General features: G+C 65.4%; 14 protein-coding genes. 8 read left to right on the top strand and 6 right to left on the bottom strand.

Annotated features, from left to right (window positions below; translation table 11 throughout):
- Positions 1-16 precede the first annotated feature (16 nt).
- Entirely contained in the window at positions 17-541 is a 525-nt protein-coding gene (locus tag C3E78_RS08075) for a flavin reductase family protein (RefSeq protein ID WP_108577804.1), read from the bottom strand.
- Between the two features lie 95 nt (positions 542-636).
- On the opposite strand from C3E78_RS08075, the gene C3E78_RS08070 reads away from it, so the two are divergent.
- The 6 genes from C3E78_RS08070 (at position 637) to C3E78_RS08045 (ending at position 11,260) form a co-directional block, all read left to right on the top strand.
- Positions 637-1,653: a glycerophosphodiester phosphodiesterase family protein gene (locus C3E78_RS08070; protein ID WP_159085843.1), complete on the top strand. Its 1,017-nt coding sequence runs from the start codon at positions 637-639 to the stop codon at positions 1,651-1,653.
- Positions 1,654-1,724: 71 nt separating this feature from the next.
- On the top strand, positions 1,725-3,110 hold the full coding sequence (gene xylB / locus C3E78_RS08065) for a xylulokinase (RefSeq protein ID WP_108577802.1): 1,386 nt from the start codon (positions 1,725-1,727) through the stop codon (positions 3,108-3,110).
- Positions 3,111-3,142: 32 nt separating this feature from the next.
- Positions 3,143-4,309, top strand: a complete 1,167-nt coding sequence (gene xylA, locus C3E78_RS08060; RefSeq protein WP_108577801.1) for a xylose isomerase — start codon at positions 3,143-3,145, stop codon at positions 4,307-4,309.
- Positions 4,306-5,496, top strand: a complete 1,191-nt coding sequence (locus C3E78_RS08055) for an ROK family protein (RefSeq protein WP_108577800.1) — start codon at positions 4,306-4,308, stop codon at positions 5,494-5,496. Before xylA ends, C3E78_RS08055 begins: the two co-directional genes overlap by 4 nt.
- A gap of 83 nt (positions 5,497-5,579) precedes the next feature.
- The gene (locus C3E78_RS08050; RefSeq protein WP_235833720.1) at positions 5,580-6,482 is read left to right on the top strand and encodes an alpha/beta fold hydrolase; all 903 of its coding nucleotides are present in this window, start codon (positions 5,580-5,582) and stop codon (positions 6,480-6,482) included.
- 203 nt (positions 6,483-6,685) lie between these two features.
- Entirely contained in the window at positions 6,686-11,260 is a 4,575-nt protein-coding gene (locus tag C3E78_RS08045) for an nSTAND1 domain-containing NTPase (RefSeq protein ID WP_199906969.1), read from the top strand.
- Positions 11,261-11,441: 181 nt separating this feature from the next.
- Here the strand turns inward: C3E78_RS08045 and C3E78_RS18280 are convergent, their stop codons facing one another.
- Complete coding sequence (locus tag C3E78_RS18280) at positions 11,442-12,473, bottom strand: hypothetical protein (RefSeq protein ID WP_135804875.1); 1,032 nt, start codon at positions 12,471-12,473, stop codon at positions 11,442-11,444.
- Positions 12,474-12,831: 358 nt separating this feature from the next.
- Between C3E78_RS18280 and C3E78_RS18275 the strand changes: the two genes are divergently transcribed.
- Positions 12,832-13,290, top strand: coding sequence for a hypothetical protein (locus C3E78_RS18275; protein ID WP_135804874.1), 459 nt, complete (start codon positions 12,832-12,834; stop codon positions 13,288-13,290).
- A 320-nt stretch (positions 13,291-13,610) separates the two neighbouring features.
- On the opposite strand, the gene C3E78_RS18270 is transcribed toward C3E78_RS18275, so the two are convergent.
- The 3 genes from C3E78_RS18270 to C3E78_RS08030 all read right to left on the bottom strand — a co-directional run bounded on the left by C3E78_RS18270 (position 13,611) and on the right by C3E78_RS08030 (position 16,076).
- Positions 13,611-14,168, bottom strand: a complete 558-nt coding sequence (locus C3E78_RS18270; protein ID WP_135804873.1) for a hypothetical protein — start codon at positions 14,166-14,168, stop codon at positions 13,611-13,613.
- A gap of 333 nt (positions 14,169-14,501) precedes the next feature.
- Positions 14,502-15,257: a hypothetical protein gene (locus C3E78_RS08035; protein ID WP_135804872.1), complete on the bottom strand. Its 756-nt coding sequence runs from the start codon at positions 15,255-15,257 to the stop codon at positions 14,502-14,504.
- Between the two features lie 156 nt (positions 15,258-15,413).
- Positions 15,414-16,076 carry a class I SAM-dependent methyltransferase gene (locus C3E78_RS08030; protein WP_108577795.1) on the bottom strand — a complete coding sequence of 221 codons (663 nt, stop codon included), beginning with the start codon at positions 16,074-16,076 and terminating at the stop codon, positions 15,414-15,416.
- 65 nt (positions 16,077-16,141) lie between these two features.
- Here C3E78_RS08030 and C3E78_RS08025 point away from each other — a divergent pair, with 65 nt between their 5' ends.
- Positions 16,142-16,726: a helix-turn-helix domain-containing protein gene (locus tag C3E78_RS08025; protein ID WP_108577794.1), complete on the top strand. Its 585-nt coding sequence runs from the start codon at positions 16,142-16,144 to the stop codon at positions 16,724-16,726.
- Between the two features lie 89 nt (positions 16,727-16,815).
- Here C3E78_RS08025 and C3E78_RS18265 read toward each other — a convergent pair whose 3' ends face one another.
- Entirely contained in the window at positions 16,816-17,505 is a 690-nt protein-coding gene (locus tag C3E78_RS18265; RefSeq protein ID WP_135804871.1) for a hypothetical protein, read from the bottom strand.
- Between the last annotated feature and the right edge of the window lie 136 nt (positions 17,506-17,641).

The raw sequence follows: 17,641 nt of genomic DNA, 5'->3' as shown, positions 1-17,641 counted from the left end.
GATCAGTCTATCGACGTCACCCGAGTGTGCTGGGTCGTGCCTCCAGATAGCGACCGCGCAGGTGCATCATGGCGTCGGCCGCCCCCACCTCGACGTGCTCGATCGTGCCCTCCACGAGCAGCCCCCAGCCGACCTCACGCGGCTCGACGTCGGCGCGGCGCACGCCCAGCCACCCGGAGGTGTCGGCCAGGACCGGGCCCCAGTCGCCGTCCGACCAGCCGCCCAGCGTGAACGGACCACCCGGCGCCGGTGCCGTGCCGGCGAAGGCGTCGGCGAGGAAGCGGTGCTCGGCGCCCAGCACGTTGACCACCCAGGACTCGGGATCCTCGTCCCAGAACGACGAGTCGGCGTCCACCAGGCCGAGGACCCGGGGCGGCTCCCCGTTCGCCACCAGGACGGACGAGATCGTCAGGCCCGCGCGGTCCCGTCCGGTCCCGGTCGTCCACACCGTGACGGGGGCGGGCATCCGGCCGCGCAGCCGGCGCAGCGGGTCGCGGTCACCCTCCGGCGGGACGAACGGGTGGTCGGAGTGGATCGTCATCCCGCCAGCCTACGAGGACATCTCGGCAGCGGACGTTCACCCGGGGGACGCGTGACCGTCGTCCGGGCGTCATGGTGGGGGGCGACGCTGGTGCCATGAGCCACGAACAGACCCGCTCTCCCCTGGTCATCGGGCACCGCGGCGCGCCCGGGTACGCCGTCGAGCACACCGAGCGGTCGTACCGCATCGCGATGGAGTGCGGCGTCGACCTGATCGAGCCGGACCTCGTGCCCACCGCCGACGGCTATCTGCTGTGCCGTCACGAGAACGAGCTCTCCCGCACGACGAACGTCAAGAAGGTCGCCGCCCTGCGTGACCGCCGGACCACGAAGATGATCGACGGCCGCCCGCACACCGGCTGGTTCAGCGAGGACCTCACGCTCGAGGAGCTCGGCTCGCTGCGGGCCCGCGAGCGCCATCCGATCCTCCGCAGCCACAACACCCGGTGGACGGACGAGTCGCTCCTCACGCTCGACGACACGATCGCGCTCCTGGCCGCCCACAACCGCGAGCGGGGCACGCGAGTTGGCCTCTGCCTGGAGCTGAAGAGCGCCCGGCACTTCGCCGAGACGGGCGCTCCCCTCGACGACCTGCTGCTGGACACGCTGCGGCGCTGCGCCGCGTACCTGCCGGACGTCCCGATCCAGGTCGAGGCGGACGACGACTCGGTGCTGCGGTCGCTGGCGGCCCGCACCGACCTGCCCACGGTCCAGCTGGTGTGCTCGTCCGCCGAGCTGATGCGGCTCGGCGGCCTGGAGCAGATCTCCACGTACGCCGCCGCCCTGGCGGTGCACAAGAACATGGTGGTGCGTCCCGCGACGAGCCGTTCTCCTCGGCGGGAGTCCCGGCTGGTCGAGCGCGCGCACGGCGCAGGTCTGGCGGTGTACGCCTGGACGCTGCGCAGCGAGAACCGGTACCTGCCGCCCTCGCTGCGCACGGGCATGGACGACGAGATCGGCTTCGCCGACCCGGAGTACCGCGCGCTGCTCGACGCGGGGATCGACGCGGTCTTCTCCGACCACCCGGACACCGCCGTCGCGTGCCGGGACCGCTGGGTGTCCCGACGTGCCGCGGGCGCCGGTGCCCGGCCGCAGCGCGCCCTCGCGGTCTGAGCGTGACGGCGCGAGCAGTTCACGTCGTCGATACCCTTGACTTAGTTCAAGACTCGTATTAAACAGGGTGAATGGCATCTGACCTTGTTCTCGGCGTCGACTCCTCCACCCAGTCGACGAAGGCCGTCCTCGTCGATGCCGCGACCGGCGAGGTCGTCGCGCAGCAGTCCGCGAAGCACCCGAACGGCACGTCGGTCGACCCGCGTGCCTGGCTCGAGGCCTTCGACCGCGCGACGGACGGGCTGCTCCCCCGGGCGTCCGCGATGGCGGTCGGCGGCCAGCAGCACGGCATGGTCGCGCTGGATGCGGCCGGCGAGCCGGTGTTCGACGCGATCCTGTGGAACGACACCCGCTCGGCCCGCGAGGCCCGCGACCTCATCGACGAGCTCGGCGGCCCCGACGCGTGCGCCGACACGGTCGGCAGCGTCCTGGTGGCGTCCTTCACCTCGACCAAGCTGCGCTGGCTGCGCGACCACGAGCCCGACGCGGCGAAGCGCACGCACGAGGTGCTGCTCCCCCACGACTACGTGTCGCGGCACGTCACCGGCGGCGAGGCCTTCACCGACCGCGGCGACGCGTCCGGGACCGGCTACTTCTCCCCCGCGGACAACGCGTGGCGTCCCGACCTCGCCGAGGCGGCCCTCGGCCACCCGGTCTCGCTCCCCCGCATCGCCGCCCCGTCCGAGGTCGCCCACCGCACGGCCTCCGGCCTGGTCGTGGGCGCCGGCACGGGCGACAACATGGCCGCGGCGCTCGCGCTCGACGTGCAGCCGGGCGACGTCATCGTGTCGATCGGCACCTCGGGGGTCGCGTCCTCGATCAGCGACACCCGCATCGCCGACGGCAGTGGATCCGTGACCGGCTTCGCCGACGCCACCGGGCGCTTCCTGCCCATGGCCACGACCATGAACGCCGCGCGCATCCTCGACCTGCAGTGCCGCCTGCTCGGCGTCGACCACGACGAGCTCGGCCGCCTCGCCCTGATGGCACCGTCGGGTGCCAACGGCCTGACGCTGCTGCCGTACTACGACGGCGAGCGCACCCCCAACCGTCCCGACGCCACCGGCACCTGGAGCGGGCTCACGTCGTCCACCACCCGTGAGGACATCGCCCGCGCGGCGTTCGAGGCGCTGCTGTGCTCGCTGGCCGACGGCGTCGACCTGCTGACCGGCATGACCGGCGTCCCCGCCCAGCGGATCCTGCTCGTCGGCGGCGCGGCCGGCAACCCCGCCGTCCACGCCCTCGCTCCCGCGATCTTCGGCGCCCCGGTCACGGTGCCCGCCCCGGACGAGTACGTCGCCCTCGGCGCGGCCCGCCAAGCCGCCTGGGCGCTGAGCGGCTCGACCGAACCCCCCACCTGGGCCGCGGCCACCGCCGAGACCCACACCGCTGAACCGACCCCTCTCGTGCGTGAGGCCTACGCACGGCTGCGCGACCGTACGGCCGACTGGTCCTGACCGGTCACCTCCACCCAACAGATAGGCAGCTCATGACCATCCCCACCCCCACACCCGAGGACAAGTTCTCCTTCGGCCTCTGGACCGTCGCCTACCCCGGACGCGACCCGTTCGGCGAGCCCACGCGCGCCGAGATGGACCCGGTGTACGCACTGGAGAACCTCGCGCGCCTCGGTGCGTACGGCGTCAACTTCCACGACGACGACCTGATCCCCTTCGGCACGGACGACGCCGGCCGCGAGGCGATCATCACGCGCTGGAAGAAGGGCCTGGCCGACACCGGCCTGGTCGTCACCACCGCGACCACCAACCTGTTCACGCACCCGGTCTTCAAGGACGGTGGCTTCACGTCCAACGACCGCGACGTCCGTCGCTTCGCGATCCGCAAGGTCATGCGCAACATCGACCTGGCCGCCGAGCTCGGCGCCAAGGTCTACGTCGCCTGGGGCGGCCGTGAGGGCGCCGAGAGCGGCGCCGCCAAGGACATCGCCGCCGCGCTCGACCGCTACCGCGAGGCGTTCAACGTCCTCGGTGAGTTCGTGCACGACAAGGGCTACGACCTGAAGTTCGCGATCGAGCCCAAGCCCAACGAGCCCCGCGGCGACATCCTGCTGCCGACCATCGGCCACGCGCTGGCGTTCATCAACACCCTCGACCGCTCCGAGAACGTGGGCGTCAACCCCGAGATCGGGCACGAGGAGATGGCCGGCCTCAACGCTGCGCACGGCTACGCGCAGGCCATGTGGCAGGGCAAGCTCTTCCACATCGACCTCAACGGCCAGACCGGTCCCCGCTACGACCAGGACTTCCGCTTCGGTGCGGGCAACGTCCGCGGTGCCTTCTGGGTCGTCGACACGCTGCTCGCGGGCGGCTACGACGGTCCGGTGCACTTCGACTTCAAGACCCCGCGCACCGAGGACGACAAGGGCGTCTGGGACGCGGCGGCCGCGAACATGACCAACTATCTCATCCTGCGGGACAAGGTGAAGGCGTTCCGCGCCGATCCCGAGGTGCAGGCCGCGCTCGAGGTGGCCAAGCTGCCCGAGCTCGCCGTGCCGACGCTGTCCGAGGGCGAGAGCTGGGCCGACCTGGAGAGGGCCGAGCTGGCCGATCCCGAGGAGCTGGCGGCCCGCGGTGCGGCGTTCGAGCACCTCGACCAGCTCGCGCTGGAGTACCTGTACGGAGTGCGCGGAGCGTGAGTCCGACCGGTGCGCCGGCCGGCACCGAGCAGGTGCGGAGGCAGAACACCGGCCTCGTCCTGCGCTCGTTGCGGGCCGAGGGGCCTGCCACGCGCACGGAGCTGGCCCGGCGCACCGGACTCGCCAAGGCCACCGTCGGCACGATCGTCGGTGACCTGGCTGTCGTCGGGGCGGTGACGGAGGACGTCACCGCCCCGGCGGCGTCCGGGCGCGGTCGCCCCGGCAAACCGGTGACGCTGACCGGCGAGTCGATCCTCGGGCTCGGGCTCGAGGTCAACGTCGACTACGTCGCCGCGGTCGCGCTCGACCTCGCCGGTCGCGTCAAGGTCGTGGAGACACGATCCGTCGCGACGGCGGGGCAGCCGCCCAGCGCGCGCGAGCTCGTCGAGCTCGCGACCGACGTGCGCACGTCCCTGATCGACGACGGCCACGCGGTCGTCGGCGCGACTGTGGCGGTGCCGGGTCTCGTCGCCCACGACAACCGGACGGTCTCGTGGGCCCCCAACCTCGGGTGGGGCGGGCGCGAGCTCGCTGCAGAGCTGGAGGGCGCGTTCGACCACGCCTGCCCCACCACGATCGACAACGACGCGAACTGCGCGGCGCTCGCGGAGGCCTCCCACGGCGTCGCGACCGACGTGCAGGACTCGCTCTACATCACCGGCACGATCGGCATCGGCGCCGGCATCGTCCAGCGCGGCCAGCTGCTGCGAGGCGGTGCCGGGTTCGCCGGCGAGGTCGGCCACATGCCGATCGGCGACCCCGCGGCCGTGTGCGGCTGCGGCCGCCTCGGCTGCTGGGAGGCCTCCGTCGGCCTGCGCGCGATGCTCACCGCGGTCGGCATGGAGGAGTACGCCACTCCACTGCAGACCGCGACCGCCGTCGCCGAACGGGCCTCGACCGACGTCCGCGTGCGCGCGGCCCTCGAGGTGCTGGGCCTCGACCTCGGTCGCGGTCTCGCCACCCTTGCCGCGGTACTCGACCCCGCCGCGATCGTCCTCGGCGGCTACTTCGTCCCGCTGGGCGAGTACGTCGTCCCGGCCGCCAGCGCCGTCCTGGCCGAACGCATCCCGTCCGCGGACATCCACCTGCCCGAGATCCGCCTCAGCACGCTCGGCATCCACGCCGCTGCGCTGGGGGCTGCGGAGGATGCTCTGGCTGACGTGTTCTCGGGCGCTGCCTCCCTCTGATTCGGTCTTGCCGGCGTGGGTACCGCCGCGACGAGGGCTGGATCGATCGGGGGTCAGGAATGGTCGACAACGGGATGAGCGCGATGACGGGCTCCGCCTACCTGGAGAGCGGCGTGCGTCTGCACTACTACGACTGCGGACAAGGGGATGACGCGCTCGTCCTGCTGCACGGCTATCCGCAGACCGCGTGGCAGTGGCGGCATGTGCTCGCGCCGCTGGCTGATGCCGGCTACCGGGTGATCGCCCCCGACTACCGTGGCGCGGGCCACTCGTCCCGGCCCAGCGACGGCCCAGGAAGGACCGCGGACCTCCGAGGAGACGTCACCCTCCCCCGCGGCGGCTACACGAAGTGGGCCATGGCCGAGGACATCCACCTCCTGCTGCACGACCACCTCGGCCTGACGCGCCCGGCCTTCGTGCTGGGCCACGACATCGGCTCGATGGTGGCGACGGCGTACGCCTTCCGGTACCGCGCGGACACCCGCGCCCTCGGATACGGCGAGGCCAGCCAGCCGGGCACCGAGGTGTTCGACCGCCTGCGGGGCTCGGCGATCGAGTGGCACTTCAACTTCCATGCCCTGCTGGACCTGCCGGAGGCATTGGTCGCGGGGCGAGAACGCCTCTACCTGCAGTACTTCTTCGACCGCCACGCGGCCAGGCCGACCGCCGTCGACACCGCCGCCTACGCGACGGCGTACGAACAGGCCGGTGCCATGCGCGCAGGCTTCGACCTCTACCGCGCCTTCGACCAGGACGCCGACGACATCCGTGCGGCCGTCCGCGACGGCGGGAAGCTGACGATCCCGTGCCTCGGCCTGTACGGCACGGCCAGTCTGGCCCACGCCGACGCAGCCGAGAAGATCGGCCGCGAGCTGGCCGATGACGTCACGGTCGTCGGCATCCCCGATGCCGGCCACTGGATCGCCGAGGAGAACCCGGCAGCCTTGGTGGAAACCCTGCTTGCGTTCGACGGCCGGACCGGATGAGCGCGGCCGCTATGGCTGCGCGCACGAGGCTCAGCCTAGTCGCGGGCGGCACAGGTCAAAACGACCGTTGAAAAGGTACGCAGGAACGCGGGTGTTGTCTGCCCAGGCGGTGTGGCCCGGTGCTGCGTCATATCGCCCAGATTGACGCGCCGAGCTAGCTGTCTAAGGCGGTGTTTGTCGTCGGGCGAAAGTAGCCTGTTGCTATGACTGGCGTCCCTCCTCCGTATCCATCTGGAGGAGAACGCGAGAAATCCGAACATTCGAACATCGCGACAAGTCCCACGCCACGGGATCCGGCGCTACGAATGGCTGGCGCCGGTGGTGGGGTCGCCGACAAGCTCGGCAACAAGTACGAACTGGCCTGGGCCATCCGTCACGCTCTGCTCTGCATCATGGACGGGCGCCGCAGTCTTACGCTCGAAGAGATCGACCCTGGACTCGCAGATGGCTCGGAGTTCACCTACATCAACGAGCACGGTGACATTTCGGCGACCCAGGTGAAGCGCCAGAACAACATCACCGATCACTGGACGATTGCAGCGCTCAGAGGTCGCGGGGTGTTGGCAGCAGCTGCTCGCCACGTTGCGGCTGGGCGTGAATTCCATTTCAGTTCTATGACTCCCAGCGGGGCGCTTCGCGTAATGGCCAGCCTGGCGCGGCAATCGGCGGACGCACAGCAGTTCGTTGCGCATCAGCTCACGCCCGGGTTGAGACCAACTTTTGATGAGTTGACCGCGGCGAATGTCTTCGGAACTACTGAGGCAGCGTGGCAAATCCTCCGAGGAATGTGGATCGAGGTTGAAGTTGAGGAGCAGCTGGTAGCGACCAACGCCATGCTCGCTGAGGTGAGCTTGGAGGGGGCGACCGGAGACCTTCTGGCAGTTGCCATAGGTGCCGTGCTGCTGAACAACCTGCGCAAGCGGATGACGCGTCGTGAACTGCTTGACGCACTTGCTCGCGATGGCATCACACCACGCGGCTCCGACGCACGTCGGACGTCCCATGACCAAGTAGTGGCGACGACCCAGAGCTGGCGCGGCACGATCGAGCGCGAACTCCTCTCGCCGCCGATCGAGAGGAAGGAAGCTGCAACTCTCGTCGACCTCATGGCTACGACGCACCTCGCATTTGTCGTCGGAGCTGGCGGTTGCGGAAAGAGCTCTGTGCTTTACCAGGCGGCAGGCGAGTTCGAGGCGCAGGACGCCGAGGTACTCGCGTTCAGGCTTGACCGCCGCGGCGCTTTCGGTTCGACCAACGAGTTGGGCACCCAGCTGGGCCTCTCGACATCGCCGGTCGCGGCGCTGCGAACGGCGGCAGACGGCCGCGACGCCATCTTGATCATCGACCAACTCGACGCGGTGTCGCTAGCTTCCGGGCGCCTCTCGGAGCGCTACGACGTCATTGCCGATCTCATTCAAGAAGCAGCGGCGGTTGAGGGCGTGCGCGTCATCCTGGCTTGCCGACTGTTCGACGTCGAGAACGATCATCGCATTCGCAAACTAGATGCTCGGAACGACGTCGAACGCCTAAACATTGAACCGCTGTCCGACGAAGCGGTGGTGGACAGTGTCTCGGCCATGGGTCTAGATCCCGTTTTGCTCACGCCTACGCAGCGTGCGCTCCTCAGGTCACCGCTCAATCTCGTCCTGCTGGAGACGGTCGCCGGCCAGCCAGGCGCCCTGAACTTCACCTCTCGAGGCTCGCTCTTCGAAGCCTTCTGGCAGCGCAAGGAACAAACCTCTGAGCAGCGGCGTCCTGGGACGCTGTTCAATGACGTCCTGGCCCGGATCGCCAACACCGCGAGCGACCAGCAGACGTTGTCCGTCTCCGTCGAGATCCTCGGTCCTGGGGACTTCATCAAACATGCGCGGGTCCTCGCCTCCGAGCAGGTCATCGCGATCGAGGACGACCGCGTGTCCTTTTTTCACGAGACCTTTTTTGACTTCGCGTTCGCCCGCCAGTGGCTGTCGCGGGAGCAGTCCATGGTCGAATTCCTTTGCGCCCAGGAGCAAGAACTGTTCCGACGAGCGCAGGTACGGCAGATCCTCGAGCTCCTCCGTGAGCGAGATCCGGATCGGTTCCGGACCGAGGTCGAGGCAGTCCTTAACAGCGCAGATGTCCGCTTCCACATCAAGGAGACGGTGGTCGCCGTCTTCGCGAACGTGAGCACTCCGACGTTCGAGGATGTCGAACTTGTGCTGCGCCTTGCCGAGAAGGAATCAACGCTGACAAAACAGCTTTGGCGGCAGCTCGCACGGCCGAGCTGGTTCGGTCCGTTCTACGCCCTTGATCACATCGAAGGGTGGCTCGACAGTGACAACGCCACACTGCGAGAAAGGAGCATCGACTGGATGGGCAACGCCGGCCCCGGATATGAGGGCGAGGTGGCCGACCTCTTGAAGGCGCGGAATGAATCACCCGACTACGTGAGCTGGCTCCGTACGGTGACACAGCGCGCTGACCTGCACCAACGTCGGCAGCTGTTCGATCTGCTGTTGAAGGCACTCCGTGCCGGCGACGTTAATCCAGCCGACCACAACTTCTGGCTTTCGGCACACGAGCTTGCAGAACACAAGCCACTCTGGGCAGTCGAGATGCTCAAGACTTGCTTTGTTGAGAGCCCGTCTGCGCTGACGCTCGGTGGCGACGGCAAAGTAGCCCTCCTTGGCGTACATGAGTATGGCGCCACTCAAATGATCGAAGCAGCTTGCAAAGCCGAGCCGCAAGCGTTCGCGGAAGCATTCGTGCCGCATCTGCTGGCAGTCATGGAGGCCACCCGCTACGACCGGTACGAACGAGATCTGTTTCGCGATCGGCACTTCAGCCTCAGGTTCCGAACGGCGAGCTACGGCAAGGTCGACGACGCGTTGTACAACGGCGCGGCAGACGCGCTCGGACGATGGGCACAGACGTCGCCGGAAACCATCGAGCCAATGCTGCAGTCCCTGGCCGCCAACGAACAAGACGCGGCGCAGGCCTTGTTGTATCGCGCTCTGGTTGCTGGGGCCGACACCTTCGCCTCATGGGCAGCTGAGTTGATTCTCCAAGGAGGCACCCGCCTCGAAGCGGGTTACCTTTCCGATTCGCACTGGCTCTCACGTGAAGTTGTTGAGGCCATCGCGCCGATCGTCAGAGACGAGGTCCACCTTCAGCTCGAAGCACAGTTCCGTGACCTTCCCGCCACCTATAAATCTCCCGACCCCCGCCACAGGCTTCGGTCGTTTGGCCACACCGCATTCAAATTCCTGTCCGCCCTCGACCGCCAGCGATTAACACCAGTAGGAATTCGAAGACTGCAGGAGTATCAGCGCAAGTTCGACTCCGACGTGCCCGAGTCCCCGACCGGCATCATCACGTACACGGTCGGGTCACCCATCGGCACCCCAGCCACACAGAAGATGAGCAACGCGCAGTGGTTGAAGGCCATGGCAAAGCACGACAGTGATGATCGCGACTTCGGCAGCGAGGTCGGCGGCGCTCGTGAGTTGGCCGAGCAGCTGAAGGCGCGAACGACAGAGGATCCACTTCGATTCGCTGGACTAGCAATGCAGTTGACCTCCGCGACCAACGAGGCTTATCCCGGTGCCATCCTGAGGGGCTTCGGAGAAGCATCCATTGAGGAAGACACGCAGCACGCTGTCTTCGATGCGATACGGCACGTCATGAGCCTCGGCCTCAATGACGGCGACCGCTGGCTTGGCTGGGCCGTCCGTCGCCTCCTTGACGAGGCACCCTTAGATATCGTGGCGATGGTTCTCGACCGGGCGCGGCATGCTCCTGACCCTGTCGACAACTCGCCTGTCTTCGTACGTCAAGACGACGAACGCACCGGACGTGACCTGTTCCAAAACGGCTTCAACACGTCGCGAGGAAGTCTGGCTGAGTCGCTCGGAGATCTCCTGATCCATGATCCGGATGGCACGCGCACGGAGCTCGTAGCCCCCCATCTCCTGGAGCTTGCAAACGACCCAGTCTTGAGTGTCCGCGCCTGTGTTGCGCACACAATCGCTGCTTGCCTACGGTATGCACGGGCAACGGCGTACGAGGCGTTTGAACACCTCATCGAGGCCGACGATCTCCTCCTTGCCTCGGACATGCTAGACAACCTGATGATCTACATCGGCAACGTCGACCCGCATGTCATCGATCCGGTGGTCGATCGCATGCTCATCTCGACAGATGCAGAGGTCCGCAAGGTGGGCGGCGTCGTGGCTGCTTTCGCCGCGTTGCAATGGGAGCGTCCGGCGGCGATGGAACGAGCGCTCGCTGGTGATGTGGAAGTTCGACGTGGGGTGGCTGGGCTCTGCGCCGCTCGGGTTGATCGGTCCGCTGACTCAGCCCTCGTGTTAGCTACTCTGCGCCAGCTAATGCATGACGAAGACGATGAGGTTCGGAAGGAAGTTGGAAGCCTGGCCGGGCATCTCCGTGGAGACAACCTGCGCCCTTACGCCGGATTCTTGGCTGACTTGATCGAATCACCGAGCTACGTGCACGCGACCCCGCAACTGCTCATCACACTGCAGGAGGCGCCGGACAAGGTCGACGATCTCGTTGACCTCGCTGCACACCGCTTCCTGGACATCAATGGCGATGACGTGGCCGACATGAGGACCGGTGCTGCCGGAGATGCTCACTACATCTCCGATTTGGTGGTTCGTGGGTTGGCGCAGACTCGCGACCGCGCACGCATCAAGGCCCTGCTCGACATCCTCGATCGGTTGCTGGAACTCGGCGTCTACGGTGTCCATCGGGCAGTCGACGGAGCCGTGCGCAATTAGTCGATGCCTCCCGGTTTAGCCTTCCAATCACTCCAGTGTTCAGGCGAGTATGGCCCCCTTTTTAGGGCCGTTACAGAGAGCTGCGTTCACCGGCGCGCGAAATGTGGTGTTGTCCCCTTCCCCGCGAGTGCCCGACAAGCAATCAGGAAGGGCTTCGCTCGTGCCCGCGAGGCGGCGCGGCTCAAACTCCCCTAGTCGATCGCGCAGCCTCACTTGCCTCACGGATAACTTGGACTACCCCCAAGTCCCTGTTGGGTGGGCTGGCACCTTCATCCGCGCCACCCAACGCGGGCGCGTCTAAAAAGACTCGAAATCCGAAGCGCAACTTCAACTCGTCGCGACCCTGCGGGGAGAGCTCCGCAGAGTACGCCCGGATCGACCTCAGCTGTGCAACCATCACAGTGGCCCAGTGGGCAGTACGCCGATGCGCGCTTGCCTCTCGACCGAGGTATGCGGCGAGCAAGATTGCAGGCACCGCCAGAGCGAGCTTCTGCGCGGCTTCAGATGCTGCCCGATCATGCTCCCCGAAAGCTATGTACGCGGCGAAACCCAACGTTGCAAGCAGGAGCGCGATGGTAGACCGTCGAAACCAGTTCGCGATCCTTTTCTCGGCATCCCGTAGTGACTCGAATTCGGATGCGAGAGAAGTTTGAGCCGTTTCTCCAGCGGACTCTGCCGCAGCTTCGGCGGCACTCTCGGCACGCTTCGACGCCTGTACTGAACTCCGCCAAAGGGCGAAAGAGTTGAGTACTGCAGCCGAGTTGGTGTATTGACTCTCAACTCCGACCCATAGGTCAGAGTTCATCGGCGACTCCTGGCCCAATAAGTCCCGGAGAAAACCGACGACGCGTTTGAGTAGTTCCTCAGCGGCGTCAGCAAGATCGTCGAGATCGTCAGGGAAGGACGCGATGAGGTTGAGCACTGTCAGAAGGTCGTCTGTGTGTTCCGCGTATTGATCAATCGACGACTGATCAAGGGCATATAGGAAATCGATGCGGCCGTCGATTCCTGAGTCTTCATCAACTATGTGCGGGGCGTGCTCACCGATGAAACGAAGTGCTTCAGCAACTGCTTGGATCGCGCTGATCAACGACGGGTCTAGAGCGCCGGTTCGAAGCAGGTTATCTATGGTCTGGTTCGCAGACTTGACTCGAGCCCGTGCCTCAAGCACCTGCGAGCGAACGGAAGGCGAAACGTCGATGTATTCAGACACAGGACGAGTTTCGAGGGTGACAGAAGATCTGGGGTGGGCGACGCGCCGTTCTGTGTTGAGCATCTTGATGAGGCGGACAGCCGCCTCCGACTGCGTTGCGACATCACGCTTGGATGGCGACTTTCCTGTGGATGTAGAGAAGCGCGTCATACCCCCGCGAATACCCGTGTCCGAGGCTGTCTGACTGTCGCACGCATCCCTTCCAACAGTGCGCCTCACAAGCTTACGGCCCATGCCCCTCAGGATGGGGCAGGTCCTAAGGCCCGCCTGGGATGACACCAAAGGGCGATTGCGCACGGGAGCCAACCCTAGGACGCTCGTACTCACACTGCCGGATTCGCCTGATGGGAGTTCACCAATGACGGAAAAGACTACGAAGGAATCCAGTGACGCGCCGATTCTTCCTTGGCAAATCTGGATAGGTTCTGGGGTTGTTCTTGCAGGCGTCGGAGGCGTTGTCTTCTACCAAATGTCGAAGAATATCGCGGGGCTCGAGGATCCGGTGGGTTCATTCCTACCAGGGATAATGGCGGTGGCGGGGATACTTCTCGGCGCTGGATTTGGACTCATTCTGGGTGACTTTCGTATGACTAAGACCACGGAGACGACGACCAAAGATGAGGACATTGACACTCAGGGTTTGGCCGAAGGCGCGATCCTGGAAGAGTCGTTCAAAGTCCTGAAGGATCTCACTCCGGGAAAGACGCTCCTAGTCTTGGCAGTAGCGTTGGTCGGCCTGTCGCTCTGGGCTGTCACGCCTTCGAAACCAGATGTTCAGGTCAACGTCCCGGCGTCTGCCTCCCCAGACCAGCCTTGAAGATGCCGAGAAGCGAATCACGACACGTACCGCCCAATCTTGTCCTAGCCTGCTCGGTTATATGAGCGGGCGGGTTACTCCAAGGGCGTTGTGCGAATTCTGCTGGCATGGGTTGGTCTGCCATTAGCGGCATTGCCTTGCTGGCGTGGGCTCTCGTCGCTGTTGCGGGGGGGGGAGTCGTACCTCAGAAGTGGGGCATCAGGGCCGGCCCCAGCGGGCCCCGAAGGCCTCTTGAGAGGAGAGTACAAAGACCTCGGGCTTGCGAAGGCACCGAGTTCGCTCGCGACATCGGGATCGATGCGTCAATCCCCCGCGTGCGTCTAGTCCGAACGCGGCTCGGCTTCGTCGAAACGGGCACCCCATAGCGTTCGAACGCGCTTGGTCCGACGTTTAAGCCACCACCGACGAAGCGGGCCCGGAGGAAGTCCTCGCTTGTACGACCACCGAATGGCCTCATCGATCGCGCCGGCCAGCTTTTGCATCTCCTCGAGGAGTTCATCGGCGTTTGTCTGCTTGACAGACTTGTACGTGGCAATCCACTCTGGCATGCGCGAGAGGGTGCGTAGGGGTTCGTCTACGGCGTACCGAGTGTATTTGATCTTCGGTCGAACCAGCTTCAACTTGTCGGATCCAGACTTGTCGTCATCACGCCAAGTTTTCGTCTCTGCGTTCTGCAAATGCAATCGTCGGATAATGGTCGCTGATGCCGCGGTTTCGTGGATTCCTTCGCCGAGACTCTCAAGTTGATTGACCAGTGCCGTGCGATGGGCTGCTCGCATCTCCGCGCGGCGAGTTCCCAGAAGGTTCGCAACTAGAACGAGAAGTGAGGCTACTGCCGCGATGATCGCGGCAACTAGCGTGGCTTGCTCCTTCGACATGATTGAAACTATCGCGTTGCTTGTCGTGGACACCGAAGCCTAGTGCACCCGTCCGTCTTGGCCTGTTGCTCGTTGCGTTCACGCCATGAATGCGTGTTGGCGATCGGTGCGTCAACTTGCCGCATTGGCGTGGCCGAAGTTCCTCAGAAGCCGCGGAAGCCGCCAAGGGCATGTTCGCAGCAGGATAGAAACTTGTTTTGGATGGATGCGACGGCTCTGAACTCGCCGGCTCAGGTTGAGCAAGGTTTGCGCGCCCGTAGCGCCTCGTGTCAGATTCCACCCAAAACGATTCCGACCGAGAAGCGCTACCGCCGATACGCGATGTCAATCGGCTCATGGTCGCTCGGGCCACTGGCCTAGTGTGGTCGCCCCCATGAGGGTGGTGAAGCGCGGCAGTCGCATCGCCAAGTCTTTGTCCTTCATAGCGTTGCGGACACTCAGTATCGTCAGAATGTCGAACGTGACTAGGGCTCCCACCCCCAACCAGTCGGAGGGCGCGAAGTTTTTGAGGTTCTGCATCATTGCCACGCCTACAGCCGTCGGTACAGCTACGAGAACCACCAAACCGGAGACAACCGTGATGACCCGCGCAACGCTGGTCGCGAGTTCGAGCTCACTCACGTAGTCGGCGTTCAAGTGATGGTCCGCGTAGCGCAGCCGTGCATTCGCCCTCCGATTCCAACCCCGAGCCAGGACATACCAGGTGGGAACTCCTACGAGCAGCGTGGCTGCGTAGGGTGCGAACATCGCTTCTAGACTGAAGAACTCCTCTTTGTCGCCCGTCATGAGGCTCCAGTTGCCTGCCGCCATACCCAACGCGAACGCAGCGCTGAACCCGAAAAGAAGGACTTCAAGCCACTTGTAGAGTGGGAACTGCGAGAACAGCACGACCTGGTGAGTCCTTGCGTCCATGTCTTGACGCAGCTCGGCCGCAGCACTCTGACCTACCTCGCCGATGTAAGTCGCATCTGCGTTCAGCTCACGTCGCAGCCGACGGCCCTCGCCCCCCACGCGGGCCCCAACGGCAGCGGCCAAGGTGACGATCACGGCGAGCGCTGCCGGCCCGATGAACTTAAGTACGTCCTCCACGCTCGGAGCCTAGACGAAGCGCGCGAAGCCGCGGCGGATTCGTGCGTCACTTCACCGCAATGGTGTCAGATTGTTGTGCTTCTGCGTGGGTGAACTCTGGATGGATCCGGTCCACTGCATCGGCGACGATGGCCGTGAGCAAGCGCTGCATCGCCGTCAGCCGTTGGGGCCGACCCGCCGCACCAATAGTGTCGCGTCGCCGATCTCGACGGTCTTCCCGTCGCGCTCGACGACGCGCGGACGTTCTTCGACCACCACTGGCTCAAAGTTGTCGACGAGGGCAGGCAGCAGGTCCTCGGCGTGCCACATGGCGCGGTGCTGTTCGGCGCTGAGCTGAGCGAAGGTCTCCGACGGGGCGTGCCCGACGACGAGCAGATGTCCACCGGGCGCGACGGCTGTGGCGAGCCGGCGCACGACGTCGACCATCGAGCCGCCGGGGTGCAGGAAGTGAGTGGTCACCAGATCGAACCGGCGACTCCCGGCGTCGAACGTGCGAGCGTCGACCTGCCACCAATCGATCCGATCTGCCACGCCAGCCTCCTTTGCGTGCCGGGCGGCACGGGCAAGCCCCTCAGCTGAGAAGTCGGCGCCGGTGACGGTCCATCCCTGTTGCGCCAGCCAGATGACGTCGCCACCCTCGCCGCATCCCAGGTCCAGCGCAGTGCCGGGCGTCAGTGCGCTCACCTCCGCGACGAGCTGCGGGTTGGGCTGGCCGCTCCAGATCTTCTCGGACCCGGAGTACCGCTTGTCCCAGCCGGGCTGTTCGAAGTAGTCCGGGGCCTCCTGCTGGTGGCCATCGTGGTCGTGGGTCTCGGTCATGACCTCAGACTGGTGCCGCTTCGGACACATGGCAAATTTTCTTGCCGTTGTGGCAAGGTGGTCCCATGATCAATCCCTCGGACGACACGAGTCGCGTCCTCGACGGCGTTGGCCCCCGGCTGCGGGCTCTGCGCATCGCGCGCGGGGCGACTCTCGCTGACCTCTCTGCTGACACCGCCATCTCGACGAGCACGCTGTCGCGACTCGAGTCCGGGCAACGAAAGCCGACCCTCGAGCTCCTGCTGGCGCTGTCTCGGGTACACCAGGTGCCGCTGGACGAGCTCGTCGATGCGCCCGAGACAGGCGATCCCCGGGTGCGCGCGAAGCCGATCGTCCGCCACGGGCGGACCTTCATCCCCCTGACGCGTCGGCCCGGCGGAGTGCAGGCCTTCAAGATCGTCATCCCCCCGCACGACCCGCCTGAGCCATACCGACCTCAGGTCCACGAAGGCTACGAGTGGATATACGTACTCTCAGGTCGACTGCACCTCGTCCTGGACCGACGCGAGATCGACCTCGGTCCCGGTGAGGTCGTGGAGTTCGACACCCGCACGCCCCACGTCGTGGCCAACCGCGGCGACATCCCTGCCGAGGTGCTCGGCCTATTCGGCCCCCAAGGCGAACGCATGCACATCCGCTCCGGACAGTGAGCAATCCGAGCGCGTTGGCGGCAGGGCCGGGCCTGCAGCGATTAGCCGAGGTGCGACTTTTCCCCGCGAGGGTGACACTCCGCATCGAACTAGGTCGGTGTTCCCGTTGTGGGTGGCCCTGCGGCCGTCGTCTGACTCTGGACATATTTGAGCGCCCAAATCCCCCACGATGTCGCGGACCAAGCGGCCGCCTCAGGGGAGTCCTCGATACTGAACGTTCCATCGCCACTATCGAAAACGATCCGACGCTCGACCATTCCCACGGAACTTAGCGTGACTAAGGCTCCGATCACAGCGCTGAGCGTGGATAGGCCGGTCGATTCGTACACAGGACCGAAATCGCGCACGTCTCTCCCTAGCAACTTGGCTTCCGGATCGGCTGGATCGGCAGGCCGCGGCTCCCCGAGTGTGCTGTTCAAAGCGTCGAGAACGCGGAGGTGGCCCGGTTCAAGCTGAAGCACTTGGCTGTGCATGAGTGTCAGTTCGTCGATTGAGGCTTGGTCAGAGAAGGCTGCCGCCGCTAAGGAGGCCAACGTGTGTCGATAGCCCGGATCAGGCACTGCTCCGGCACGTTCTGCACCTGACACCACCAGGGCTGTGAGATTGTCATCGGCAAGACAGCGAGCCTCGATCTCCACGGCTTCCAGCCCGGTCTCTCGACTCACCTCTCGAAGGTGCTCCCCAGCGCGTTCTGCCCAACTGACCTTGTAGCGTGCAGAAAGTCTCGCAACAGTCGGGAAGCCGACCTCGCCACCGACTTCAAGTTCGTGTTGGGCCACGGGGTAAGTCTAGGGCGAGTGCGGCACCGCCTTCGGTTCCAATCAAAACCCCCACATTCAAGATCGTGGCGCATTTACCCTGCGCCGGATCTGTCAGGCCAGCCGAATCATTTCCCCGCCTACAACTAAGCCCAGC

The organism is Aeromicrobium chenweiae (assembly GCF_003065605.1).
GTDB classification, from domain to species: Bacteria; Actinomycetota; Actinomycetes; order Propionibacteriales; family Nocardioidaceae; genus Aeromicrobium; species Aeromicrobium chenweiae.
Note: the sequence above shows the minus strand (reverse complement) of the source record. Positions and strands in the feature narration are given on the sequence as shown.

Excerpts from the sequence above, each read along its gene's own strand:
- C3E78_RS08050 (WP_235833720.1), top strand. The coding sequence starts at position 5,580 with ATGACGGGCTCCGCCTACCTGGAGAGCGGCGTGCGTCTGCACTACTAC.
- C3E78_RS08045 (WP_199906969.1), top strand. The coding sequence starts at position 6,686 with ATGACTGGCGTCCCTCCTCCGTATCCATCTGGAGGAGAACGCGAGAAA.
- C3E78_RS18270 (WP_135804873.1), bottom strand. The coding sequence starts at position 14,168 with ATGTCGAAGGAGCAAGCCACGCTAGTTGCCGCGATCATCGCGGCAGTA.
- C3E78_RS08070 (WP_159085843.1), top strand. The coding sequence starts at position 637 with ATGAGCCACGAACAGACCCGCTCTCCCCTGGTCATCGGGCACCGCGGC.
- C3E78_RS08075 (WP_108577804.1), bottom strand. The coding sequence starts at position 541 with ATGACGATCCACTCCGACCACCCGTTCGTCCCGCCGGAGGGTGACCGC.
- C3E78_RS08025 (WP_108577794.1), top strand. The coding sequence starts at position 16,142 with ATGATCAATCCCTCGGACGACACGAGTCGCGTCCTCGACGGCGTTGGC.
- C3E78_RS08030 (WP_108577795.1), bottom strand. The coding sequence starts at position 16,076 with ATGACCGAGACCCACGACCACGATGGCCACCAGCAGGAGGCCCCGGAC.
- xylB (WP_108577802.1), top strand. The coding sequence starts at position 1,725 with ATGGCATCTGACCTTGTTCTCGGCGTCGACTCCTCCACCCAGTCGACG.
- xylA (WP_108577801.1), top strand. The coding sequence starts at position 3,143 with ATGACCATCCCCACCCCCACACCCGAGGACAAGTTCTCCTTCGGCCTC.
- C3E78_RS18275 (WP_135804874.1), top strand. The coding sequence starts at position 12,832 with ATGACGGAAAAGACTACGAAGGAATCCAGTGACGCGCCGATTCTTCCT.